Source organism: Amygdalobacter indicium, assembly GCF_029101545.1.
Classification (GTDB): Bacteria; Bacillota; Clostridia; order Saccharofermentanales; family Fastidiosipilaceae; genus Amygdalobacter; species Amygdalobacter indicium.
The window spans coordinates 194,321-216,253 of the sequence record NZ_CP118866.1; the positions used below are offsets into that span (position 1 = coordinate 194,321).

The window sequence follows — 21,933 nt, forward strand, 5'->3', positions numbered from 1 at the left end:
TATGCAGATATGAATGGCACTCGGCTATAGTCGGGTGTTTTTTTAGTTTGCGAAAAAATCTCCCAAGGCAATTGATATTCTCCCAAAATGCTGACATAATTGGGATAAGATAAAAGCGATTGGGAGAAAGTAAAAGACAATGAGAAAATTTGATTACTCCATACTCAAAGACAGAACATGGGATAATGAAATACTGTCATATGTCTCAAAGATAAAAGAAAATTGTTCTTTTCAAGCCGCTGGAACCATATGAAACTCCGGATGCTGTCACGCATATCTGTGAGAGCTATCAGGAAGCTCTTGAGAAGGAAATCGTTCATCCCCTCATTCTGATACCATGCTTTATACTGGATTTTCTTTGTATTCATCCATTTAATGATGGGAATGGAAGAATGAGCAGACTTCTTACGCTGCTCCTGCTTTATCGGAGCGGATATATGGTCGGGCAGTATATCAGCATCGAAAAAGCTATTGCGGATACAAAAGAGTCGTATTACAAGGCTCTGGCAGATGCAGACAAACTGTGGCATGAAGAAAAGAACGATCCGAAGCCTTTTATAAAATATATGCTGGGTGTAATACTCGCCTGCTACAGGGAATTTGAGGCGCGAGTTACTATTGCGGAAAAAAGCGGGGTCAGGAGCACATCATATAATATTGTAAAGGAATTTGTTCGGAATAAAATCGGGACATTTACAAAGCAGGAAGCGATGATAGCATGTCCGAGCCTTGGAAGCTCATCCGTGGAATCAGCCTTAAAAAAACTTGTGGAGGATGGAACTTTGAAACGATTGGGGGCAGGCAGAAAAACACATTATGTCAGATCCGATGCTGCCATCTGAGACGGAAAAATAATAGGCTGTTAAGCTTTGTATTCTGATGAATTAGAGTTTATTAAGGTGCCATATGAAAGAAAAAAGACCTGATTTTAGAGATATAAAATCATTTGAAGAATTTAATAAATACTATTGGTATCGAGAAGAACTTTCACAAATTTGTAAGTCTCTTGGATTAGAGTATAGATGTACGAAGCAAGAATTGAACTATATTATCGAACAATATTTTAGGGGAAATAAAGTAGGAAAATTTTTGAGCATGAGTAAAGGAAACAAAAATCAGTCCGAAGTTATAACCTTGGAGACACCATTGCTTAAATGCGGTTTTTCATTTAACCCAAAATTTCGAGATTATTTTTCAGCCGTAACAGGCATTAGTCCGTTTAAATTTAGTGCTGATATGGCAACGGCTTGGAGAAAAGTAAAGAGGGACAATGATATAAAATTTACGATCCAAGATATGATTAAAATATATTATGGTGAGTCGGATTACGCCAGGTATGATAGTTCGGCTTGTCAATGGAATCAGTTTCTAAAAGATTTTTGTTTAGATGAATTTAGTGATTGTTATTCTAATAAGTTAAAAGTTGCAGCTATTCTCTGGAAAGAAGTTAGAAACTCGATAAATGAAAAAGTTTACTCGCGGGAACTTTTAAAAAAGTATGAATATAAAGTAGAGGAATACTGTAAGTAAACAGATCCCGGTTTATAGGGCTGAAAAGCACCCGTGGACAACTTCCCTCAAAGCAATATTTCGTAGACAATTCTAAACTCAAAAAATCAAAAACCTTTGACATCAAAGGCGTTGTCTCACGGCACGTCGAGAGTGTAAAATTAAACGAAATCAAATGGATCAAAAGAATAGAAAAGGAGAAAATTATAATGGGAAAAGTTATGGAGCATGATTGTGCTATTGTTGACGATAAAAATGCGTTTAGATATAGAGCGGCAGCCATAATAGTTGAAGATGGTTGCGTGCTGCTTGCAGGAAATGGTGTGGACGACTATTACTACTCAGTTGGCGGAGCAGTGCACATGGGCGAGACATCAGAAGAAGCTGTAAAGAGAGAAGTTTTTGAAGAGGCAGGTGTTAATTATGAAGTCGACCACCTTGCCGTGATACACGAAAACTTCTTTATCGGCAGTTCCGGCTTAAAGGGAGTGAATTTCCATGAACTTACTTTTTACTACATGATGAAACCCATGGGTAAAAGAAATCTTACGGGACAAAGTACTACAATGTCAGGCGTTAAAGAGACAATGCACTGGGTGCCGATAGATGAGCTTGATAAATGCAAAGCATATCCGACATTTATGAAAAAATTTCTTAAGTCGGAGCATAGAGGTGTAGAGCATATAGTTACAGATGCAAGAGATTAAGGAAGCCTACCATCCATGGCAAGGCTTGTTCCATATATGTGATTTCGTCAAAAACGACAAATACTTTTAATGACATAAAAGCTAACTTCAAAATATGTCCGTTATGGAATAATTGCCTAATCGAGATAAACTAACTATATATAATGCCTGCAAATAGGCGAAAAGTAAAAACTTTTTATTTTTTAATCATAGACCCAAAAGCGTCAAGCACAAATGAAAAGGAATTTCTTCCGGGCGAGTTGCAAGTTTAATTGTCGCACCATTATAAAGGAGTGATATATGGTGAAATTAAATGAAAATAAAGCTCTTCACCGTACACATATGGTGAAGGGTGAAGTAAATGGGAACAACTAAAAGCGGACGAGTTTTAAATACGCATGGAGCTGCCGGTTCAGCAAGTCAATTTGCTGTCGTTCATTCTAATGAAGGCGCATACACTAAGCCGCAGAAAGGGCAGCAAATCAGATTAAAATCCGGTGGGCACGGACAGACTTAAGGAGCTGGATAAATACGGCATTGAGTATCATATTGTGAAAACGTATCCCAACGGCGTAAGGGTTGGATATGTGCCCAAGCATTGGAACAAAAAGAAACGTGAGGGTATATATCAATCTTGGTTTCCTACGCATTGGACGACCAAGGACATTAAACATGCAGGTGAACATGTTGCCAACTTAAAAGGGAACAAGCATGTGAAAGATGGAGTTATCGTATTCGGTAATTGGAAAGGCGTGCGTGTGGGAGTTATACGAACACACGGCCAAATCGGCACAATCTTTCCCGATTCCAATCAACCACGTAAGAAAAGAGGTAAAAGATAATGGATGTACAAAAATTTAGAGAAGTGCTTAAAAGACGTGATGAAACGCATGATGAATATGATTATGGACTAGAAATGTGTTGGAAGGAAGAAGTTGAAATATTGTCTGAAGATATACCATCTACTATCAAGTACTTAAAAAATGATTGTACGGAAGATGAGTTTAGTTGGATTAGTGAAATTATCGAGGATCTGGCTGAAAAGACACGAAGCAGAGAACTTATAGAGTGTTATAAAAGCTTAATGGCAAAATTTCCTGAAGAAACTAAAGAATATTACATTGGCTTTTGTGTAGAGTGTGCCGAGGATTTTCTTGAGGATACGGATGCCTAAAATAGAAACGATTGTAGAGAAGGTCTTGGAGTATCTTTTGGCGTGCAAATTGGAATTTTCCGGAGAATGTAAAAGTGCAGACTATTTGCACCATTGTTTAAGCTCAAGCCCTTTAACTCCTATTTCGGATATAAAATAGAGAATATCGTCAGTGTAACAGAGGAAGAGAAAAATGTCGGATTCGTTGACTGCGGAAAAACCGCTATATTGTGCAACTTATATGCAGACATGGGAAAACTATCTCATGCTGAATAAGGAATTATATAAGCAGAAAGTTCGGAAAATGATTGCGGCAAGCTTTGCCGTTTTAACGATTGTCGGAACTGCTTTTATGGCAGCTGATAGACTGCAGCTTCTCGGTCGACTCACCTATTGTGCTGCAATTCTGCTCCTTGTTGGCCTACCTTTTATTTGGCGCCACACACTCTTTACTCAATTCCGAAGCGCAAATGTGAAAGGTGATGAAGAGTGGCAGTATGTCTTCTATCAGGACTCGTTTAAGTTGAATTCTAAGAATACGGTAGCGACGAGAAGATATTCGGAACTGTATCGCATTGTTGAGGGCACAGAATACATTTATTTGTTACCGGAAATGAATCGTGTTTTTCCCGTGCCGCGAGATCATGGAGAGCGTGACAAATTCCTTCTCAGTCAGGGAAAACAACGGGAAAAAGACAAAATTGCACCCTTTCTCTCCTGCTTTTATGTACTAAGCAGTATGCTGACGGCATTCTTCGGCCTGACTGCGGAACGTTTGCCCAAACAATGGCTTTTGCAGACTTGGGTATATGTTATATGTGCAGCAATGCCGTTGGCCTGGATGATCACGATAGTTCTGGCAGGTGTTTCCCGGAATCTGTATCATATTTCATACGTGCGTAAGACCTGGGTAAGAATTATACTGCAGGTGCTGTCCGTTCTGTTTTGCGGTTTGCTTATCCTGTGCCTTGGAATAGGGGACGTTTTGTCCCTGGCTTTAAGATATCCGGTGCAACAAAATGATAATGGGACTTACACAGAGCACGTGGATGATATGTATGCGCCTTTTAAATATTATCTTTATCAGCCGGAAGGAGCGTTTTTTCTGCGATATCTTCGGCCGATGACCGATTTAAACGACACGGATCCGACAATCAGTGAATCTGAGTGGTATCGCAGAATGGATACTAAAAGCACAGATACAAGCACAGATGCAAGCTCCAAGCCTACGGAGCCGATTAAAAATTCTTCTGCGTCCGGGTCAGGTAGCGCTAGCACTCGGCGGAATTCAGAGGCAGAAAAGGAACGAAATGCGGCGCTTAAGATATTTGATAAGTACTTTGCGGCGAAAGGATCTACTTTTAAGGAGAGTTATACGGCTAAGGGAAGAATGTACTTTGTCCTGCATGAAAGTGCTGCGGATATTACTTATCTGGAGTATGACAGAGATTCTCGGAATGGGAATTGCGGTCTTTATGTCCTGCTTAAGGCGGCAAAATCTTCAGACGGCAGTTGGTCGCAGAGTGAGGCTCAGATGCAGAATACCTATGCTTATGAATACAGTACCGGGGCCATAGTAGAGAGCGGTAAAGTTGACTGGTCGGATAGCGGAAACGAAGAATATCGGAAGCTTACCGGAGAACCGTAAAAACCGAAAAATCCCTGATTTTAAGCGTGTAGCGAATGCTCCGGGGGCAAGCTGTTGAAATTTTGAGCAAAATGCTGATTTTGTTTCTGAGCCTTGCCTACAGGCGGTCGCATCTGAGGATATACAGTATTACAGGAATAATACAGTTATTCCGGATATAAGATTTTATAACAGTCAATCTGATATAATGGCGTGAGTAATTATGCGAATAGGTTTGATAATATATGAAAATGTGAACCTGATCCGGAAAGATGGAATATTTATGAAATGCTATAAAGTAAAGATAAAAACCGTGTTACCCGTTATTTTAAGTGTGAGTATGTGGGCGACGTTGACGCCGGCAATTAATTTTGTGCCGACAATTTCTTATGCCGCAAGTTCCGAGGCTCAAGATGATTCGACGGTGTGGACACGCGACGATTTTAATATTTCTGCTGATGGAAAAACTGTCGGAGGCAGGAAAAATGTTTATTATCCGGAGACCGGTCAGACGGTAAATGAGTATGTGGACGGACTTAGCGCCAAAGGCAAGGAGAAACTTAAGAAAAATCATCATGTTGTGATTCCTGAGGGCATTGAGGTAATTCATGAATGTGCTTTTACCGGTCGGGCTGACAAAGTCGGGAATAAGCATAAACACATTGACGGCGAGACTTATATTGAGGGCGTAACGCTTCCGCAATCTCTTAAGATTATAGAATACGGTGCGTTCGGCTGGAACAAAATTAAGGGAACTCTTACTATTCCGAAAAATGTCATTTCAATACATAGCGCAGCATTTGTTGCTAATGAAATTGAAAAAGTGGTGTTTGAAGGCGTGCTTGATGGCAAGGGCAAAGAGCACGATACAGATGCTAATCCGTATTATCTTGCCGGAATTGGCAGTGTCGCTTTTCAAGGGAACAAAATTAGGGAAATTGTGGTAAAAGAGAATTTGGGTAAGTATAAATTACATCCATCCTCCGATCCTAATAAAAATGATGCTTCGTTCGATAATCAGGATCTGGGAACTTTCACAATCGGAGTAGGCGAAGAATACAAGCGGCCTATTACATTTACGCAAGCCAGCGGTAATTATGTTATTTCTGCAATAGAAGGATTTGAAGAAAACGGTAATCTGGTACCAATTGAACAATCATCTTACTTCCAAAAGAATAACGCCGGAAAATATGTGGCGACAAAAACCGGAACACTTAATGGTCAATGTGTATCTTTTGATATGTATAATGGTAATCCTAGGGTAATTGCAACTTCGAAGTTTACCTACAAAATTACTAAGATTTGCAAAATTACTTTTGTAAATGGCAAAGATACCGGTTATGCCGCAGTCAACGTTGAGGAAGGTAAAAGTATAAGCAATAACAGTGTTTCCGGACAGAAGATGCCGGCGGCACCGTCTAAAGACGGATATACTTTCAAGGAGTGGAATACACAGGAAGACGGTCAAGGCAAGGCTTTTACAAAAGATACTGTTGTTAGTGCGGATATGACTGTATATGCCGTTTATGATCGGAATGCTGCTGTTGTGAATGCTGCACCGACGCTGATATTACAGGATAAGACGATTACGGCAGGCGACGCATTTGATTTGCGGAGCTTGATAGTTTCCGCGAACGATCCGGAAGATGGAGATTTGAAGAATGAGGTTAAGCTTGTGGATAAGGGTGGATTTGATAATACCAAGCCCGGCACTTATACGATTACGTTCACGCTTGCGGATAAAGGCAAGGCGAGTGTTACGAAGTCGGCGACTGTAACTGTTAAGCCCAAATCGCCGCAACCTGAGCCGAAGCAGCCTACACCGTCATTAACAGAACCGGCACCTGAAACTGAACCTGTTGTGGAGTTGCCGCCTGAAAAACATAGAGTGGCGAAAACCGGTGAATCGGCTTATTTCGGCGGATTTTCAGCAGTGTTAAGTTTGGCACTTGCTGCCCTTATGAGTTTACGTAAAAAAAGTTAAAGCGATGTAGATATTCTCCGCTCCGTTTCAGCGGATTGTTCACGATATCAAGATAGACGACCTCGGCCGGAAAACAGCTGAGGTCGTTTTGTTTAATTTAGTTACACTTGCAAGAGGGAGTAGCTTTGTGCTTGACAAAAGTGCTCGGCGATACTAACATATGTATAAATTCTATATATAGAATTTATATGTAGAAAAATAATACACAAAGGAGAGCAATGAATGTACTATAGCGTTTCGGCTCAATTGATTGAATGCATGATTTTAGCTGTTGTGGATCGTGCCGACTCATATGGTTATGAGATCAGCCGCTTTGTCAAAAAAGTTGCCGATATCAACGAATCGACTTTATATCCGATACTGAAGCGACTTGTAGGTAGTAATTATTTAACGACTTATGAGCAGGAAATTCAGGGCAGACGTCGCAAATATTATCATTTGACACCGGTTGGAGAAAAACGGCTGCAGATGTTAAGGGCAGAGTGGCAAACGTATCGGGATGAGTTGGATGCTGTTATCGGGAAGGAGGACAAAAATGAATAGAGAAGAATATATGAAAGAGTTGGCGAGATATTTGCGTAAATTGCCGCCGGCAGATTTGCAGGATGCCTTAGATTACTTTCAGGAAGGTTTTGACGCTGTCGGGGAAGAGGGCGAGGCAGAACGTATAAGAGAACTGGGCTCGCCGAAAGATGCTGCCAATGAGATTATGAGTAAGCTTTTGAGCGAGAATATTGTTGCTTCTGCCGGCAACATGGCCGAAGAGAGCAACGCTAAAATCAAAGTTCATAAGAGCCGGTATTGGTGGTTACTGATATTATTGGGAATTTTGGCAGCGCCGGTAAGTATACCTCTGGTTGTTGCGTTACTGATTTCGGTGCCGATAGTGTTTATTTTTATCTTAGCATTCTTTTTGCTGCTGCTTACTTTTGTCATACTACTTGTTGTCTTTGTAGCTAACATTTTTTGGTACGGCCTTTTCGCTATAAGCGGAGCGACTGTTGCCGAAATCGGGCTGATTTTGGGCATCGGTTTGACCGGCTTGGGGCTGGCGTCATTGTTGCTTCGGTCAGGTTGGCGCTTGACTGAACGGCTTGCAAGCGCTGTCAGGCATTTATATTTAGTTATTTTATTGAAAGTGAGGAAACATAAATGATGAGAAAAGATAGTAAGCGAAGCTATAAGCAGATTACGTGGATGCTGATCGCCGGCGGTATATTTTTGATTGTTATTTCTCTATCTGCAGGCGGCTATTCTTTGTTGCAGCGGCTGCCGTTGGATAAAATTATAGGCAATATGCACATAGGCCCTGAGGTTCTGAAAGGTGTTGCTGACACTACTTTCGGCCAAGAGGATGTTTATACTATAAACCCGGGTTTGAATGAAGTTGAGGTTGAGGCGCAAAATGCGGCAGTTGAAATCAGGCCGTCGGCTTCTAATACTTACAATGTGAGATATTCCGGGGACAAAAGGAATCTTGTAGTATCGCAGCATAATAACAAATTGCAAGTTAAGGAAATAGATGAGAAAAAAGATTCTGCACTGTTCGAAATTACAATCGGCAACAAACGAACAACAAAAGGTTCCCGTATTGTTTTGGAAGTGCCGCATATATTGGATAGAGTACAGGTGAATGCGAATGCCGGTTTGGTTCAACTTGATGATTTACGCCTCAAAGATTTAAGCGTGAACAGTAATATCGGGGAGATTGATTTGGGTAATTTGGAGATTAACGAAAAGATGCAGCTGTACGCCGGTATCGGTAGTATAAAAGGCACTTTGGTGCATGATCCGGATAAGACATACATGATTGATAAGCACGTCCAACTCGGCCAGTCTGTTATAGATTCGAAATTTACCCAAGCCGGTAAGGGGGAGGAAACTGTGGAATTTAAGGTGAGAGCAAATATCGGTGAGGTCCATTTGCGGGGAGTGCCTAAAAAGTAAGCAATGCTTTTTGGCCGGATTTTCTTGCACCACGCGACTCTTTTAACTTAAGGTTTATCCGATGTAGTATAAAACGTTAAAAAATTTGTATAAAAAGGACAAATTTTGCTGCAGTACAATCTGTTCGTGTACGTAGGAGTACATAGAGATTGTTTTGCTATATTGGAGAATTGCTTATGAAATGGAGTAAGAATTCGAATTTATTTTTGTCGCTGCTTCTCAGTGTGAGTATGTGTGCGATATCTGTGGGTGTAGGTATGGGCGCAACGCCTGTCGTCAGTGAGGCTTCCGGGCAGGTTACCCCGCCTGCTGCCCAAACTGTGATTCAGTTCAAGGATCAGAAACTTAAGGCTTCATTGCTGCAGTATATGAAAGATCGACATATTATTAAAGCCGATGCGCAGGATATTACGCCGGCGGAGGCGGAAAAGTTGGGACCGGTACCGGGTGATGTGACAAATACATATCGTCTGACTTTCGGTAGCCATGAAATTAAAGATCTTACAGGTATGCAGTATTTTAAGAATTTAACGGAACTTGAGCTTGATCAAAATCAGATTGAGGATATACAGCCGTTGGCAGCTTTGACCAAATTAACAGTCCTTAATTTAGCTCAGAATAAAATTTCCGACATTACGCCGTTGGCGCAGATGAAGAATTTGAAGGACCTTCAACTGAACGATAACCAAATTAAGGATATTACGCCGCTGCAAAATTTAACGGAACTGACTGACTTGAGTTTGGCACGTAATGGAGTTACCGATATAACTCCGCTTGCCGGTTTGACCAAGTTGACCAAGCTTGATCTGTCGAGCAATAAAATTTCCGACATTAAGCCGCTTGCTGCTTTGACCGATATTACCGATCTTAATTTGGCGCAAAATAAATTTTCCGATATTACACCGCTTGCTGCCTTGACCGATATTACCAATCTTAATTTAGGTACCAATCAAATTACGCAGATAGATACGCTGAAAAATTTGACTAAACTTAATACACTTTCTGTTAGTGGTAATAACGTTTCCGATATTACGCCGTTAGCCAATTTAGTGACTTTGTCAACATTAAACGTTGGTAGCAATAAAATAAGTGATGTTGCTGCGTTAAAGGGATTAAGTAATTTAACTGAACTTGATGCCTCAAGCAACAATATTGAAAAACTTGACGCACTCAAGGGTTTGAAGAAATTAGCTAAACTTGATGTCTATACCAATTGCATCCGCGATATCAGTCCTGTAAAAGAATTGAAAAATTTAACGGAATTTTATGTTTATGATCAGACTATTAAATTGAAATCAAATACCAAAGAAACACCGCTTGCGCTGAAATATGCTGATAAGCTTAAATTTACTGTGCAGGATGCAAATAAATCTGACGGTGAAGTAAAAAATGCCAAGTTTATTCTCAATAAATTCCCGCATACCGGTGATGTGAAGATTGATTTTAGCAGTGATGATGATATTGACGGGATATCGATTACTGATTTATATGGTGGTATCTTCGATGATAAGATGTGCTACACAGGTACTATTACTATCAGCTATGATGCTCAAAATCCTGATCCGCAACCGCCGCAACCGCCGGTACAGAATCAGAAAACAGTTACATTTAATAAAAAAGACGGAAGCGCGTTAACTACAGTTAAAGTAGAAACGGGTAAGAAAATAGTAGCTGCTTCCATGCCCGCTGCTCCGGCTGAAGAAGGCTTGACGTTCAAAGAGTGGAACACGCAACAAGACGGTCAGGGCAAGGCTTTTACTGCAGATACTGTTGTCAGCGAAGATTTGACTGTGTATGCAATCTATACGAAGAACCCCGTAACACCGCCGCAACCGCCGGTACAGAATCAGAAAACAGTTAAATTTAATAAAAAAGACGGAAGCGTGTTAACTACAGTTAAAGTAGAAGCCGGCAAGAAAATAGCAGCGACTGCTATGCCTGCTGCACCGACTGAAGAAGGCTTGACATTCAAAGAGTGGAACACGCAACAAGACGGTCAGGGCAAGGCTTTCACTGTAGATACTGTTGTCAGCGAAGATTTGACCGTATATGCAATTTATACGAAAAAAACAGTTCCGGTTCCGCAGCCGCCTACACCGCCCCAACCGCAGCCGTCGCAATCCAAGGGACAAGTGACAGTTGACCCGACGACACCTGCAGGTTCAACTGTGAACGAGCAACCTTCAATCCGTCCGCATAAAGTAGCGAAAACGGGAGAAGCAGCCAACGCGGTAACATACGTTTCGCTTCTGGCATATGCTTTTGTCGGACTGGAAATTCTGCGTTCCCGCAAATAAGGCGATAAGCGCAGCTTCAGCTGTCAAACTTTAAAGTTAAAGGACCTCGGCCGTCAATTGATGGTCGGGGTCTTTTTTGTAGGCGGCGGCGAGGCAATTTTTACCACTTAGCTGCCGATAATTACCACTTAGATAAAATGTGTGGAAATAGGGCTTGCAGCTTTTGTACAATGTGTTTGTGAAATGCAGCAGGGAGGTGAGATGATGCAAATTGAGGTTAAGATAGATCCGGACTGTCAAACACCCAAAATTGTAATTGTGGTTGATAAAATTTCGGATGAAGTTAACCGAATTATGGCTAAGCTGGATACGGCGGTGAAAGCGCAAGTAATTGCCGGTTTTCGGGAAGATGAGGTGGCGGTGTTGGATCCTGCCGATATTTATCAAATTTTTACTCAAGCGGGTAAGGTATATGCGGCAACTGACGCGGGCAATTTCTGCTTACGTCTACGCTTGTACGAAGTGGAAGAAATGCTTAATAATCAGGCGTTTGCCAGAATTTCCAACACGGATATTATCAATTTGAAGAAAGTAAAGTGTTTTGATTTCAGCTTTACCGGAACGATTTATGTTAAGTTGACCAATGGCCGGGAGACTTATGTTTCCCGCCGGTATGTCGGAAAAATCAAGGATTTATTAGGAATAGGAGGAAATAAAAAATGAAAAAAGAGTTGTTGCAATTGGCGGGGAAAGGCGTGATTGACGGTGTTTTTATCGGCTGTGTAATTAGTCTGATTGTTTCTCTTTTGATCGGAGACGGTTCGTACTACGCTGTGCACCCGCAGCTGATTGAGCGGATGGGCGGAGAGATGAATGCGGTACTTGTGCAAACTTTTTTGTGTGCGCTTCTCGGACTGCTTTTTTCCGTGGGCTCAATTATTTGGCGGATTGAGAAGTGGAATCTTCTGCAACAAACTGCCGTTTATTTTGCTCTTGCCTGCATTGTGATGTTCCCGATTGCGTACTTTTTGGGATGGATGCAAGCTTCTATAGGCGGCGCGCTGTTGTTTGTGGGCATCTTTGTTTTGGTTTTTGTGCTTGTCTGGTTGGTTAATTATTGGATTTGCAGAACGAGGGTTAAAGAGTTGAACAAGCTGGTTAAGGAACGCTGAGCAGCAGGACAAAAATCGGTAGTTGTTTTGAGCTTTCGGCCGGATGTCGTCGGGTGACGGGATCCGGCTTTTGCTGTTAAAAGTAAGGGGGCAGATAGATCTCCGGGCTGTTGACACTGAAATTCCTTTTTGGTACTATAAATGTAACACGGTACTATAAATGTAACCAAAATACCGGGCGCGTTACCGCTCGGCACAGCACGGCGCAGAGCGGCGAAAGAGAGCTGAAAACAGGAGGGATTCCATGGCTGAATTGGAAGTGGACAATAAGATATGCGAATATAGGAAGGCTCTAGGCTTGTCACAACACAAATTGGCCCGAGCTGTCGGCTTGAAACGGCGCTCCATTATGGCTTATGAAAATAAGACGATCAGCCCCACGGTGGAGACGGCATACAAAATTTGCCAAGTTTTAGGACGGGATTTCAAAGAAGTTTTTCTATTTAAGGAGGAAAAATAAAATGGGGAAATTATTCACTAAAAGCTCGGATGTCTGCAATATGGTCCGGGAAAAATTCGGTACAACAGACAACTATCTTGTGGCAGTTAAACGTAATAGCGTGGCCAAGGACTTGCTGGAATGGTGGTTATTATCAAGTTTGCTCTATGCGATAGACAGCGGCAGAACGTTTGTTCTCTATTTCGATGATAAAGGAATATACGAGAAAGAATTGAGCTTTACGGATAATGCCCCCTTTTTGTTGATTCCCTGGCGGGAAGTCTATGACTTTAATTTTGAGGATAAAGGTAATAAAGTGAATATCAACGTCAATCATTTGGGGAAGACTTATTCTTATGAAATTACATTTAATAATTATTTACTTCGAGGAAATCGGGAGCGTTTGCAGCAACTGATTGCGCATAATTTCCGACGTACGGGCGGGAACAACTTGAATTAAAGGGCATTCCAAGTTGTAAAGAAGTGAAAAAGAGGTAGAGATGTGGCGAGAAACTACACGAAAGAGCTGATCGTGCAAGAGCTGATCAAACTCTTAAATCAAAGAAGCTTACATAATGTAACGGTAACGGAACTGGCGAAATGCTGCAATATAGAAAGAAAAACTTTTTACTATCATTACGAAAATCTCTTTCAGGTCATAAAGGAGATTTTTGCGGCGGAACTGGAAAAAGTCATCGCCGAGTTCAATGAAACTTTGTCCTGGGAAGAAAGTTTTATTTCGGCAGCTAAATTTATTCTGGATAATAAAACTTGCGTCAAACATCTTTACGAATCGGACTACAAGCTCGACTTGGAAAATTATATTTTTTCTCTTGCCGGCGAAGTTATGCGTCTGTATGTCGGACGAATTGCCCGCTCCACCGCGGCACAGGCGGCGGATATAAACTTGATAGCTTATTTTTATCAATGCGCTTTAAGCAGTGCTTTAATCCAATGGATGGCCGGCGATATGCAGACTGACCCGAAAGTTATCACGCGCAGAATCGGGAAATTGATGGACGGCAACATTTTGTTGTCGCTGAAACGCAGCGAGAAGTTGGAAGAATTTACCCAAAGTTGCACAATTGAGTAAATTTGACGCAATCGGCTGCTTTTGGTAGAGGTTATTAGCGGCAGCAGGTGATTTAATGTACTTGGAAGAAGTTTTAGGCTTATTCAGGAGGACATTATGATACTGCAAACTTATGATAAAAGATTGAAGCTGACAAACGGTGATTTGCAAAGATTGGTTAAAGCCAGAAAACCGCAAGGAATTGAAAATAAGCGGGCATATCTGGTAGGAACGGGTATTGCGGCGCTGACGGCAGCCTGTTTCCTGATTCGAGATGCACATATGGCCGGTAATAAGATTACCTTTTTGGAGCAGCTGGACATATCAGGCGGTTCGCTTGACGGTCGGTGTCTGGGCACAAGAGGCTATGTGGCCAGAGGCGGTCGGGAAACGGGTGAGCATTTTGAATGCTTGTGGGATATTTGGAGCTCGATTCCCAGTGCGGAAGACCCGGAAATGAGTATTTTGGATTCTTATTATTATACGAATTATGATGATCCTAATTACAGTAATTGCCGGATTACGCAGCAGCAGGGCAAACGCTATGATGACGGCAAGTTCAATCTGACACAGGAGCAGGTGCGGGAGATTGTCAAACTTTGTATAACTCAGGATGAATATCTGGAAGGCAAAACGATTGCTGATGTTTTTTCTGACGGCCTTTTACATTCCGATTTTTGGACTTATTGGCGCACGATGTTCGCTTTTGAAAATTGGCATTCGGCGTTGGAGATGAAACTGTATCTGAACCGTTTTATTCATCACGTCGGCGGCTTGACCAATTTATCGGCGCTGCGCTTTACCCGCTATGACCAATATAATTCAATTGTGAAACCGATGGTGAAGTACCTGGAAAATCACGGTTGTAAATTTCAATACAATACTAAAGTGACGGATGTCGACTTTAAATTTGCGGGAAATAAGAAGGTTGCCTGCAAAATTATAGCCGAGGATAATTACGGCAACGATAAGTCGATTCCTTTGACGGAAAATGATTTACTGTTTATTACTAACGGTTCAATGACGGAAAATTCCAGCTACGGCGATGACCATACCCCGGCCCGGCTGAACAGCGAGCAAGGCGGCTGCTGGGAAATGTGGAAAAATATTGCGAAAAAGTCCGATGATTTCGGGCATCCGGAAGTTTTCTGCTCCGATGTGGAGAAAAGCAACTGGGAATCTTGCACGATTACTTGTCATACTGACGTCGTGCCGAAATACATTGAAAAAATAACGAAGCGAAGTCCTTACGGCGGTAAAGTGGTTACAGGCGGCATAGTGACTTGTGTCGATTCTGCCTGGCTTATGTCGTGGACGATAAACCGTCAGGGGCAGTATCCGGAGCAGCCGAAAAATGATGTGGCTGTCTGGGTGTACGGCTTGTTTTCCAATGTTGAGGGTGACTATGTTAAAAAGAAAATGCGTGATTGTACCGGCAAGGAGATTACCGCCGAGTGGTTGTATCATATCGGGGTGCCGGTAGATAAAATTGCCGAACTTGCAGAAAGTTGTACGGCAGTTCCCGTTATGATGCCTTATATTACGGCGCAATTTATGCCCAGAAAATTCGGTGATCGACCTTTTGTCGTACCGCATGGGGCGGTTAATTTCGCTTTTATCGGGCAGTTTGCCGAAACTTTGGATAAGCCGGGGAGAGACACTGTATTTACGACGGAATATTCCGGTAGAACGGCGATGGAAGCGGTTTATGTACTTTGCGGGGTGGAGAAAGCTGTCCCGGAAGTTTTCGCTTCCCGCTACGATTTAAGATATCTGTTGAATGCGACAGTGGCGTTGCTGGACGGGCAAAAACCGAAGCTGCCGCTTAATCCCTTGGCAAAATTGAAGCTTGCGCGGATGATTAAGGGTACGGATGTTGAAGAAATGCTGCGAGATTTTAAGATAATTTGAATTGCTTACAGTAGCGGGGACGGGCCGAAAGCTCGTCCCCTTTTTTGCGATAATTGCCGCCGCGACTTGGTGAAGCGCCCCACGGCTTTTAGGCACAATTTGTTAAATTCCGCTTACTTATTAAAAAGGCCGACAGCTTGTAAAAATAAGATGCACATAACTACGGGCGTGACAAAACGAATCATAAAGGCGTAAACGTGTTTGCGTGCCATTTTGCAGCCGTTGTGGCAGAATTCTTCCGCTATCCACTGATAACCGACGATGCTGCCGATTAAAATTGAGGACAGGAGAGCGATGAAAGGCATTAATAATGAGTTGCTTATATAGTCCATTAAGTCGAGCAATTGGCCGATGCTGCCGTTCGGCAGAGGAATATCGACATAAAACAGGCTGTAACCGAGCGCAATAATTACAGAAGCGGGGAAATAAAAGGCGCTCACACCGATACAGGTGCGCTTGCGGGAGGTATGCAGTAATTCCATAAAGTTGGCAACTATTGTTTCCAGGACGGAAATACAGCTTGTCAAGGCGGCAAAGGCGGCCATGATAAAGAAAGCCGGTGCGACGAGCAAGCCGATTTTTCCCATCGAGGCGAAAACCTGCGGCAAGGCGACGAAAATTAGGGAGGGACCGGATTGCATGCCGTCCATGCCCTTAAATACATAGATAGCCGGGATAATCATTAAGCCGGCAAGAAGCGCTACGGCAGTATCGAACCATTCGATTTGCGCAATGGATTTGTTTAAGTTGACATCTTTTTTGACGTAAGAGCCGTAGGTAATCATGATGCCCATGGAGACGCTCAGCGAGAAGAATAGTTGGCTCATTGCATCCAATAAAATCTGTAAGAAACGTTTCGGATTAAGCTGCCTTAAGTCCGGCTTTATGTAAAAAAACAGCCCCTGTATACCGCTTCTGACTGTACCGTCGCTGTCGCTTCTTTTTAAAGTTAGGGAGTAAAGAGCAATAGCGATAACGATGAAAAGCAGGAGGGGCATAACGATTTTGGAACAACGTTCAATGCCGCTTTCGACCCCTTTATAAACGATAAAAACTGTCAAAGCCAGGAAAATTATGCTGTAAGCTGCCGACGAGGCGGGATTGCTGATGAAATGCGGGAAAAAGTCTGCTTCGGCACAGGCTGCGCCTTCGTTAGTGCAATATGCAGCGACATAGCGTAAAATCCAACCGCCGATTACGGCGTAATAAGTCATGATAATTAAGGGGACGATAAAGGTCAGAATCCCTAAAAAATTCCATTTCGGATGGAGCAGGCGATAAGCGCGCAGGGAGTTTTTTTGTGTTTTACGACCGATGGCAATGTCCGAGGCTAAAAGGGTATAGCCGAAAGTAAAGACCAAAATTAGGTAGATGATTAAGAAAAGTCCGCCACCGTCTTTGGCCGCCAGATACGGGAAACGCCAGATGTTACCGACGCCGACGGCCGATCCGGCAGCTGCCAGAACGAAGCCTAATTGGGAAGAAAATGTGCCTGCTGTTTTTTTGCTCATGCTTTTTAACCTCGTTTGCGTAATGGCTTTCATTATATAGAGAAACAAGATATTCTAATAGAGAATGTTTTTCATAGTAACAAGTACAAATAGTAATGGATAGGAAGGTGGAGGAGATAGGTGAAAATTAATAAAAATCGTTATGAAATTTTGTTGCAGGTGGCAGCTTGCGGTAATATTTCGCAGGCGGCATTCCGCTTGAATTATACGCAATCGGGGGTCAGTCATGTGATAGCCGGCTTGGAAAAAGAATTGAATATTCAGTTCTTTATTCGCGGTAAAAACGGGGTGCGGCTGACGGATAAGGGCAAACGCCTTTTGCCTTATATACAGGATTTGGTCAACCGGGAGAATAATTTACAGCATGCCGTTTATGAAATGAACAATTCTTTGAAAGGTGTTTTGCGCATCGGCAGCTTTTCCAGTGCTTCGGCGTTCTGGTTGCCGGAGATAATTAAATATTTTCAGGAACGTTATCCGGAAGTGGAAATTGAGATTTTAGACGGCAATTATACGGAAATTATTGAGTGGATTAACAAGGGCCAGGTTGATTGCGGTTTTCTGTCGGCGCTTGTGGCCGGTGATTTACAGTTTTATCCGTTGAAAGAGGACCCGATTTATGCGGTGGTGGCGAAAGAGCATCCGTTGGCCGGCGCGAGAGAAGTGGAGTTGGCGCAGGCTTTGGCTTATCCGCTGATCAGTGAGACTCCCGGCTGTGACAGCGATATTCAGGCGTTGCTTTCCCAATCCGGCATTTCGCCGAATATTTGTTACAGCTTTCGGGATGATGCGATTATTTTTGCTTTTGTGGAGGCGAATTTGGGGATCACAATTTCACAGGAACTGGTGCTTAATGCTTTTAATGCTTTCGGCAGCAAGCTATGCGCCGTGCCTCTTGCAGGTGCGCCCAAAAGGGTAATCGGTCTGGCCCGGAAAGCGACGATGAATTCGCTGCTGTGCGATGTTTTTCTCGAGTATATGCAAAAGCGGCGCGACTGAACGGGGCTGTGACGGTGCTTTAAGATTGCTTTTATTCATAAGTTTGTGAAAAAGGTGTTGCATACACAAAAACATTGCGCTATAATTGCCGACAAAAAACAGAAAAGTATAGAGCGTATTTGACTGAATTGAGAATAAATGTAATTTTTTCCCGTTTTGCCGCAACACTTTATGAACTTTCTGCTGTGTTGGAGGAGTAGCTATGAATTTGAGAAAAAAGGCAAATTTGCTTTTATCAACTGCTTTGAGTGCAGCCTTATGTGCATCTTTTACGCTTGCGTTTTATAGCGTGCCGGTCGAGGCGCAAGTCGGTAATACCGGCAATCGGGCAGCGGCGATGCAGGACGGTGAAGGGACGGAAGTTGACGGGAATACTGTAATTGAATTTAAGGATCCGAAGTTTAAAGCTAAAATTCTGGATCTGATGCACAATTTTTATAAATTGATTCCTCAGGATGTGAATGAAATTACGGCCAAGACAGCTGCCCAAATCCAATTTTTGGACTTGGATAAGCAAGGTATTAGCGATTTAAGCGGACTGGAATATTTTACAGGTCTGGAAAGACTTAAGCTTCAGGACAATCAGATTCAAGATTTAAAACCGCTGCAAAATTTAACTCATTTGACGGAACTGTGGCTGCGCAAGAACAAAGTTACCGATTTGACCCCTTTACAGGGTTTGACCGAGTTGAAAACTCTTTTGCTTACAGATAATTTAATTGAAGATTTGGAACCGATAGAGGGTCTGAATAAGCTACAAATGTTGGATCTTAGAGACAATCAAATTGATGATTTAACGCCGTTGAAAGATCTGCATAATTTGACCGTTTTGGATGTCAGCGATAACGGATTTGGGGATTTAACGGCATTGGAGGGCTTGAGCAAATTGCAATATTTGCAAGCAAATGATAATGATTTGCTCGAGTTGCCTGATTTTAAAAATTTAACGGAATTGTATGATCTCAGGCTTGATAACAATAGAATTACGGACTTGACCCCGCTGAAAGGTTTGGCGAAGTTGAATTATATCAGTCTGTCGAACAATCAAGTCAGCGACCTTACACCTTTACAGGACTTGAAGGCGCTGACCGGCGTTTGGATTACGAATAATCAGCTTGCAGATTTGACCCCGTTGGAGAAATTACCAATATTGAAAGCTAACAACAGCGATTACACTTCTCAGAAGATTTCTTTATCTTCCGATCAGGAGGAAGTCGAGTTGCCGCTTAAAAATAGCAAAGATTTAAGCTTCAGTGTTCAAGGAGGGGATGCTGTCGGCACGGTTGCAGACGGGAAATTTACGCTCAAACGTGAGTTGCCGTACAAAGGTGCGGTTAAAATTAATTTCAGCAACACGGGTAAAGTCGGGCAGTTGGATTTAGAAAAGGATCAATATACCGGCACAATTACAATAAATGCAGATGTTAAGAAGAAAAATAATCCTGTACAGCCGCCTACACCGCAGCCTGTACAGCCGCCGGTTCCCAATACGCCGGCAGAAAAGCAAAAGACCGTAACCTTCATGTTGGGTGACGCAAGCTTGCCGGTAACAATTAAAGTAGAAACAGGCAAGACCGTAGACACGCAGTTGCTACCGACAGCGCCTGCTAAAGCCGGTTTCACATTCAAGGAGTGGAACACCGAAAAAGACGGTAAAGGCAAAACTTTCACTAAAGATACTGTTGTGACGGAAAATATGACACTATATGCAATCTATACAGCAAATACCGATCCCGCGCAGCCGGTCAATTCTACTCCGGTTGCAACAACAGTTACCGGTGATAAGGAGTCGCAAACGGAAGTTACATATGAAGTACAAGAAACAACAGCAGATGAAGGTACGGATACAGAAAATGCTGCTACGACGCAGAAAAACTCCCGGCGTACGGTAAGTAAGACAGGTGAAACAAGTTGTGCCGCCTCTTGTCTGCAGTTAGTGGAAATAGCAGTTGCCGTGCTTGCCGCTATAACTACCGGAAAAAGAAAACAATAGCGCCGGACACAGCATTATTACTTCGACATCTTTGTCAGATTACAGCTTTGTGCTTGCAAAACATAATAAGATATTATAATTTGTGAGAAAAGTTGTTGTGAGGACAGATTATGAATAAAGATGTTTTGAAGTTGAGAACAAGCTCTGAAAGAAGCTCGCAGTCGAGCCGAATTTTAGGGCTTTTTCTTATGTGCTTCTGCGCTTTGCTGCTCAGTGCGGTATCCGTTTACGGAGCGGAAGTTAAGCCGGAAGTGAAGCGGGAGCCGGTAGAATTAACGGAAGAGGAGATTAATAAAAACTATTTTCTTAATTTGGCTTTGCGCTATAAAGCTTTAGACATGGATGACAGCAGCGGAGAAATGATTTCGCATATCATTAAGCCGGATACAGATTTAGGTACGATAGATACATCCTGGCATAATAAAGAAAGAGGCGGACTTTCGCAGACGCACGATGAAATTCTCCAAGCTTATCGCCAAGTGGACTTTGAGTTTTATGATCAAACGCTGCAACAAAAAGCGGATATCAAGGAATTGAAAATGGCTCCTTGCACCGGAGCCAGACGGGTGTTTTTCGGCTTTGACCCCACACATGAATATGTTTTGACGATTGTCGGCAGTACTGTGCCTTCACCTTATGCCTTGGGTTTCAGTAAACAACATCCGGCTTATACATCTCCTATCGGCAGCAAAATAGCTTTTACTTTGAATGATTTGTCGAAGCAGGAATCGGTTTATCAAGCCGACAAATATAATGTGCCGGAACCTTATGAACAGCATATCAACCGCTTTTATAACGTCGACCTTTTCATGGCCCCTCTGGAATTTATTTTCGCTAATTCCCGGGATGATGCCAAAGAGGCTTTAAGTATCCGGAATCATCCGACTTTGAAGGATATGAAGACTTTTGTCTATGATAACAGCAAAATATTTCAGCGCTTGCGAGTCAGCAATAATCAAATTCCTTATCCGCAAGGTGAGCCTAAAAGAGAAGGCTATATTTTCAAAGGCTGGGCTTACGATTTGCTTTTCCCGAAAGGTGCTGACGGTAAGCCGAATGAGACGGCCAACGCTTACACTATTTATAACTTGTTGGAATGTACACGTCAGTCCGGTTTGACGCCGGAACAGACCGGGCAATGCTATAGCGACTATAACAATTGGGCGCCTGTCCCTATCCGCTTTAAAGCTAACTCCAGAACTTTCCATCAATGGACAATTATTCGCGACGGCGTTATTAATAAGTACGGCATGACGCCGGATTTTCTGCAAGCCGAATCACCGGTATTTATTGCCTATGCCTATTGGGTGAAAGCTGATAAAAAGACGGAACCGACAGTTACCGCGACTACACCAAAAATAACAACCGCGACAACTGCGACAGCTTCAGCAACGACAATTACGCCGATGGAAAAAAACACAAGCACAAGCCCGATCCAGGTGAGACATACAGTAGCCAAAACCGGTGAAAAAACTTACACCGACGGACTGCTCGGCTTGGGGATTATGCTGCTTGGCGGATTGCTTGCAAGCATAAATATTGAGATTAAGCGGGAAGCTGTATTCACCGAATCATTTGTGACTCACGATATGAATTGATTTTTAACTTCCGGTTCTTGATTTAATTGGGCTTTCTGTTACAATGTAGATAAGGAACAAGCCCTTGCCATACGTGGCGGGGCACTTTTTTTAGG

21 protein-coding genes and 1 pseudogene are annotated in these 21,933 nt (G+C 42.6%); 21 read left to right on the top strand and 1 reads right to left on the bottom strand.

Annotated elements, in window-relative coordinates; all coding sequences use genetic code 11:
* Positions 1-239: 239 nt before the first annotated feature.
* From PYS60_RS06590 to PYS60_RS00840, 18 genes and pseudogenes are all read left to right on the top strand, one after another.
* A pseudogene (locus PYS60_RS06590) lies at positions 240-410 on the top strand (Fic family protein); the annotation flags it as partial.
* Between the two features lie 27 nt (positions 411-437).
* Complete coding sequence (locus PYS60_RS00760; protein WP_315569948.1) at positions 438-842, top strand: Fic family protein; 405 nt, start codon at positions 438-440, stop codon at positions 840-842.
* A 64-nt stretch (positions 843-906) separates the two neighbouring features.
* Positions 907-1,530 carry an SAP domain-containing protein gene (locus PYS60_RS00765; protein WP_315569950.1) on the top strand — a complete coding sequence of 208 codons (624 nt, stop codon included), beginning with the start codon at positions 907-909 and terminating at the stop codon, positions 1,528-1,530.
* A 200-nt stretch (positions 1,531-1,730) separates the two neighbouring features.
* Entirely contained in the window at positions 1,731-2,216 is a 486-nt protein-coding gene (locus PYS60_RS00770) for an NUDIX hydrolase (RefSeq protein ID WP_315570866.1), read from the top strand.
* Positions 2,217-2,692: 476 nt separating this feature from the next.
* Complete coding sequence (locus PYS60_RS00775; protein ID WP_315569951.1) at positions 2,693-3,037, top strand: EndoU domain-containing protein; 345 nt, start codon at positions 2,693-2,695, stop codon at positions 3,035-3,037.
* A complete protein-coding gene (locus PYS60_RS00780; protein WP_315569953.1) occupies positions 3,037-3,369 on the top strand; it encodes a hypothetical protein in 333 nt (110 codons plus the stop codon). Before PYS60_RS00775 ends, PYS60_RS00780 begins: the two co-directional genes overlap by 1 nt.
* A gap of 220 nt (positions 3,370-3,589) precedes the next feature.
* Positions 3,590-4,996: a YcxB family protein gene (locus PYS60_RS00785; RefSeq protein WP_315569955.1), complete on the top strand. Its 1,407-nt coding sequence runs from the start codon at positions 3,590-3,592 to the stop codon at positions 4,994-4,996.
* A gap of 262 nt (positions 4,997-5,258) precedes the next feature.
* Entirely contained in the window at positions 5,259-6,959 is a 1,701-nt protein-coding gene (locus tag PYS60_RS00790; RefSeq protein WP_315569957.1) for an InlB B-repeat-containing protein, read from the top strand.
* Between the two features lie 222 nt (positions 6,960-7,181).
* Positions 7,182-7,502, top strand: a complete 321-nt coding sequence (locus tag PYS60_RS00795) for a PadR family transcriptional regulator (RefSeq protein WP_315569959.1) — start codon at positions 7,182-7,184, stop codon at positions 7,500-7,502.
* Entirely contained in the window at positions 7,495-8,115 is a 621-nt protein-coding gene (locus PYS60_RS00800; protein WP_315569961.1) for a DUF1700 domain-containing protein, read from the top strand. The genes PYS60_RS00795 and PYS60_RS00800 overlap by 8 nt, the downstream gene beginning before the upstream one ends.
* The gene (locus PYS60_RS00805; RefSeq protein WP_315569962.1) at positions 8,112-8,906 is read left to right on the top strand and encodes a DUF4097 family beta strand repeat-containing protein; all 795 of its coding nucleotides are present in this window, start codon (positions 8,112-8,114) and stop codon (positions 8,904-8,906) included. The genes PYS60_RS00800 and PYS60_RS00805 overlap by 4 nt, the downstream gene beginning before the upstream one ends.
* A 176-nt stretch (positions 8,907-9,082) precedes the next feature.
* The gene (locus PYS60_RS00810; RefSeq protein WP_315569964.1) at positions 9,083-11,203 is read left to right on the top strand and encodes a leucine-rich repeat domain-containing protein; all 2,121 of its coding nucleotides are present in this window, start codon (positions 9,083-9,085) and stop codon (positions 11,201-11,203) included.
* 201 nt (positions 11,204-11,404) lie between these two features.
* The gene (locus PYS60_RS00815; protein WP_315569966.1) at positions 11,405-11,866 is read left to right on the top strand and encodes a LytTR family DNA-binding domain-containing protein; all 462 of its coding nucleotides are present in this window, start codon (positions 11,405-11,407) and stop codon (positions 11,864-11,866) included.
* A complete protein-coding gene (locus tag PYS60_RS00820; RefSeq protein ID WP_315569968.1) occupies positions 11,863-12,315 on the top strand; it encodes a DUF3021 domain-containing protein in 453 nt (150 codons plus the stop codon). Before PYS60_RS00815 ends, PYS60_RS00820 begins: the two co-directional genes overlap by 4 nt.
* Positions 12,316-12,559: 244 nt before the next feature.
* Positions 12,560-12,775, top strand: a complete 216-nt coding sequence (locus tag PYS60_RS00825) for a helix-turn-helix transcriptional regulator (RefSeq protein WP_315569970.1) — start codon at positions 12,560-12,562, stop codon at positions 12,773-12,775.
* 1 nt (position 12,776) lies between these two features.
* Positions 12,777-13,214 (top strand): hypothetical protein, encoded by a 438-nt coding sequence (locus PYS60_RS00830; protein ID WP_315569972.1) that lies wholly within the window; start codon positions 12,777-12,779, stop codon positions 13,212-13,214.
* Between the two features lie 42 nt (positions 13,215-13,256).
* Positions 13,257-13,847, top strand: a complete 591-nt coding sequence (locus PYS60_RS00835) for a TetR/AcrR family transcriptional regulator C-terminal domain-containing protein (protein WP_315569974.1) — start codon at positions 13,257-13,259, stop codon at positions 13,845-13,847.
* 96 nt (positions 13,848-13,943) lie between these two features.
* The gene (locus PYS60_RS00840; RefSeq protein ID WP_315569976.1) at positions 13,944-15,737 is read left to right on the top strand and encodes an oleate hydratase; all 1,794 of its coding nucleotides are present in this window, start codon (positions 13,944-13,946) and stop codon (positions 15,735-15,737) included.
* A gap of 113 nt (positions 15,738-15,850) precedes the next feature.
* Here the strand turns inward: PYS60_RS00840 and PYS60_RS00845 are convergent, their stop codons facing one another.
* Positions 15,851-17,248, bottom strand: coding sequence for a sodium-dependent transporter (locus PYS60_RS00845; RefSeq protein WP_315569978.1), 1,398 nt, complete (start codon positions 17,246-17,248; stop codon positions 15,851-15,853).
* A gap of 120 nt (positions 17,249-17,368) precedes the next feature.
* Between PYS60_RS00845 and PYS60_RS00850 the strand changes: the two genes are divergently transcribed.
* From PYS60_RS00850 to PYS60_RS00860, 3 genes are all read left to right on the top strand, one after another.
* On the top strand, positions 17,369-18,247 hold the full coding sequence (locus PYS60_RS00850; RefSeq protein WP_315569980.1) for a LysR family transcriptional regulator: 879 nt from the start codon (positions 17,369-17,371) through the stop codon (positions 18,245-18,247).
* Between the two features lie 202 nt (positions 18,248-18,449).
* Positions 18,450-20,240 carry a leucine-rich repeat domain-containing protein gene (locus tag PYS60_RS00855; RefSeq protein ID WP_315569981.1) on the top strand — a complete coding sequence of 597 codons (1,791 nt, stop codon included), beginning with the start codon at positions 18,450-18,452 and terminating at the stop codon, positions 20,238-20,240.
* Positions 20,241-20,350: 110 nt separating this feature from the next.
* Entirely contained in the window at positions 20,351-21,838 is a 1,488-nt protein-coding gene (locus PYS60_RS00860) for a hypothetical protein (protein WP_315569983.1), read from the top strand.
* Positions 21,839-21,933: the final 95 nt, after the last annotated feature.